The following is a 2,996-nucleotide window of genomic DNA, read 5'->3' on the forward strand; positions in this document are numbered from 1 at the left end:
TGATGCCGTTGTGGACGACGCCAACGCGCATCCGCACCTGGACAACGCCGGGCGCGTCGCCGTCGTCCACAACGGCATCATCGAGAACTTCGCCGCCCTGAGGGAGGAGCTCGCCGAGCGGGGCCACACGCTGCTCTCCGAGACCGACACCGAGGTCGTCGCCCACCTCCTCGTCGAGGAGTTCTCCTCCGCCGGGGACCTCGCCGAGGCCATGCGGCTCGTCTGCCGCCGGCTCGACGGTGCCTTCACCCTCGTCGCCGTCCATGCCGACCAGCCCGACGTCGTCGTCGGCGCCCGCCGGAACTCGCCGCTCGTCGTCGGCGTGGGGGAGGGCGAGAACTTCCTCGCCTCCGACGTGTCCGCGTTCATCGCCCACACCCGCTCCGCGATCGAGCTCGGGCAGGACCAGGTCGTCGAGCTGACCAGGGACGGCGTCACCGTCACCGACTTCGACGGGGTGCCCGCCGACGTACGGGCCTACCACGTCGACTGGGACGCCTCCGCCGCCGAGAAGGGCGGCTACGCCTCCTTCATGCTCAAGGAGATCGCCGAGCAGCCCAAGGCCGTCGCCGACACCCTCCTCGGGCGGATCGACGCCTCCGGGCGGCTCACCCTCGACGAGGTCCGCATCCCCGACGCCGTGCTCCGCGAGGCCGACAAGGTCGTCGTCATCGCGTGCGGCACCGCCTTCCACGCCGGGCTCATCGCCAAGTACGCCATCGAGCACTGGACCCGGATCCCCTGCGAGGTCGAGCTCGCCAGCGAGTTCCGCTACCGCGACCCCATCCTCAACCGGCGCACCCTGGTCATCGCGATCTCCCAGTCCGGCGAGACCATGGACACGCTGATGGCGCTGCGGCACGCGCGCGAGCAGGGCGCGAAGGTGCTCGCGGTGTGCAACACGAACGGTTCGACGATCCCGAGGGAGTCGGACGCGGTTCTCTACACGCACGCCGGGCCCGAGGTCGCCGTCGCCTCCACGAAGGCCTTCCTCACGCAGTTGGTGGCCTGCTACCTGCTCGCGCTGTACCTCGGCCAGGTGCGCGGCACCAAGTGGGGCGACGAGATCCACGCCGTCGTCCGCGACCTCGCCCGGATCGGCGACGAGGTCGAGCGCGTCCTGGAGACCATGGAGCCGGTGCGGGCCCTCGCCCGGTCGCTCGCCGACCGGAACACCGTGCTGTTCCTCGGGCGGCACGTCGGCTACCCGGTGGCCCTGGAGGGCGCGCTGAAGCTGAAGGAACTGGCGTACATGCACGCCGAGGGCTTCGCGGCCGGCGAGCTCAAGCACGGGCCGATCGCGCTCATCGAGGAGGGCCTGCCGGTCGTCGTGGTCGTGCCCTCGCCGCGCGGACGCTCCGTCCTCCACGACAAGATCGTCTCCAACATCCAGGAGATCCGGGCGCGGGGCGCCAGGACGATCGTCATCGCCGAGGAGGGCGACGAGGCCGTCGTCCCGTACGCCGACCACCTCGTCCGCATCCCCGCCACGCCTACGCTGCTCCAGCCGCTGGTCTCCACGGTGCCGCTCCAGGTCTTCGCCTGCGAGCTCGCCACCGCGCGGGGCAACGAGGTCGACCAGCCGCGCAACCTGGCCAAATCCGTGACCGTGGAGTGAGTGGGAAATGATCATTGGGGTGGGGATCGACGTGGCCGAGATCGACCGGTTCGCCGCGTCGATCGAGCGCACACCGGGGCTGCTCCAGCGCCTCTTCGTCGAACGGGAGCTGCTCCTTGCGAGCGGCGAACGGCGCGGGCCCGCCTCGCTCGCCGTGCGGTTCGCCGCGAAGGAGGCGGTGGCGAAGGCCCTCGGCGCGCCCGGCGGGCTGCACTGGACCGACGCCGAGGTGTACGTCGAGGGCAGCGGCCAGCCGCGGCTGCGGGTCCGGGGGACGGTGGCGGCGCGGGCGGCCGAACTGGGCGTCAAGCACTGGCACGTCTCTCTGAGCCATGACGCGGGGGTGGCCTCGGCGGTGGTGATCGCGGAGGGCTGAGCCTCCGCCGTCCGTCGAGGGCCGCAACGGACGGCGGGGCGCGCCGGAGCGGTGGGCGCGGCAGACTGCTTGCCATGCGTACCGCTTATCGCGTGGAGACCGTACGGGCCGCCGAGGCCGACCTCATGGCCCGCCTTCCCGACGGCGCCCTCATGCAGCGGGCCGCCGCCGGCCTCGCCGCCGCCTGCTGCTCCCTGCTCGGGAAGGGACGGGTGTACGGCGCCCGGGTCGTCCTGCTCGTCGGCAGCGGCGACAACGGCGGCGACGCCCTGTACGCCGGGGCCCGGCTCGCCCGGCGCGGGGCGGGGGTGTCGGCCGTCCTGCTCGGGGAGCGCGCGCACGAGGGCGGGCTCGCCGCGCTGCAGGCCGCCGGCGGCCGGGTCGCCGACGAACCGTTCGGGCCCCTCGCCGGCGCCGACCTCGTCCTCGACGGCATCACCGGCATCGGAGGACGCGGCGGCCTCCGGCCCGGCGCCGTGCCCGTCGCCCGCGCCGCCCGCGGCTCCGACGCCGTCGTCGTCGCCGTCGACCTGCCGAGCGGCGTCGACGCCGATACCGGGGAGGTCCACGGGGAGGCCCTGCGGGCCGACGCGACGATCACCTTCGGGGCGTACAAGCCGGGGCTCCTCGTCGACCCGGCCCGGGAGTACGCGGGGGCGCTGAGGCTCGTCGACATCGGGCTCGGGCCCCTGCTCCCCGGCGTGCCGGACCTGGAGGCCCTCCAGCACGACGACCTGGCGTGGCTGCTGCCCGTGCCGGGCGCCGAGAGCGACAAGTACCGGCGCGGGGTCGTCGGCGTCCTCGCCGGGTCCACCCGCTACCCCGGCGCCGCCGTCCTCGCCGTCGCGGGCGCGCTGCGCGGCGGGGCGGGGGCCGTGCGGTACGTCGGGCCCGCCGGGGACGCCGTGCTCGCCGCGCACCCCGAGACCCTCGTCCACTCCGGGCGGCCCGAGAAGGCCGGACGGGTCCAGTCCTGGGTCGTCGGCCCCGGCCTCGGCGAGG

3 protein-coding genes are annotated in these 2,996 nt (G+C 74.3%); all 3 read left to right on the forward strand.

The features are described from left to right. On the forward strand, nucleotides 1-1,618 hold a 1,618-nt coding region (glmS, locus tag CCN56_RS32620), incomplete at its 5' end, for a glutamine--fructose-6-phosphate transaminase (isomerizing) (RefSeq protein ID WP_107484259.1). Between the two features lie 7 nt (nucleotides 1,619-1,625). Next, a complete protein-coding gene (locus tag CCN56_RS32625) occupies nucleotides 1,626-1,994 on the forward strand; it encodes a holo-ACP synthase (RefSeq protein ID WP_086831482.1) in 369 nt (122 codons plus the stop codon). A gap of 74 nt (nucleotides 1,995-2,068) precedes the next feature. Next, nucleotides 2,069-2,996, forward strand: a 928-nt coding sequence (locus CCN56_RS32630; RefSeq protein WP_086831483.1) for an NAD(P)H-hydrate epimerase, incomplete at its 3' end; no start/stop codon positions are given.

This window comes from Streptomyces sp. NRRL B-24572 (genome assembly GCF_002156145.1).
Taxonomy (GTDB): Bacteria; Actinomycetota; Actinomycetes; order Streptomycetales; family Streptomycetaceae; genus Streptomyces; species Streptomyces vietnamensis.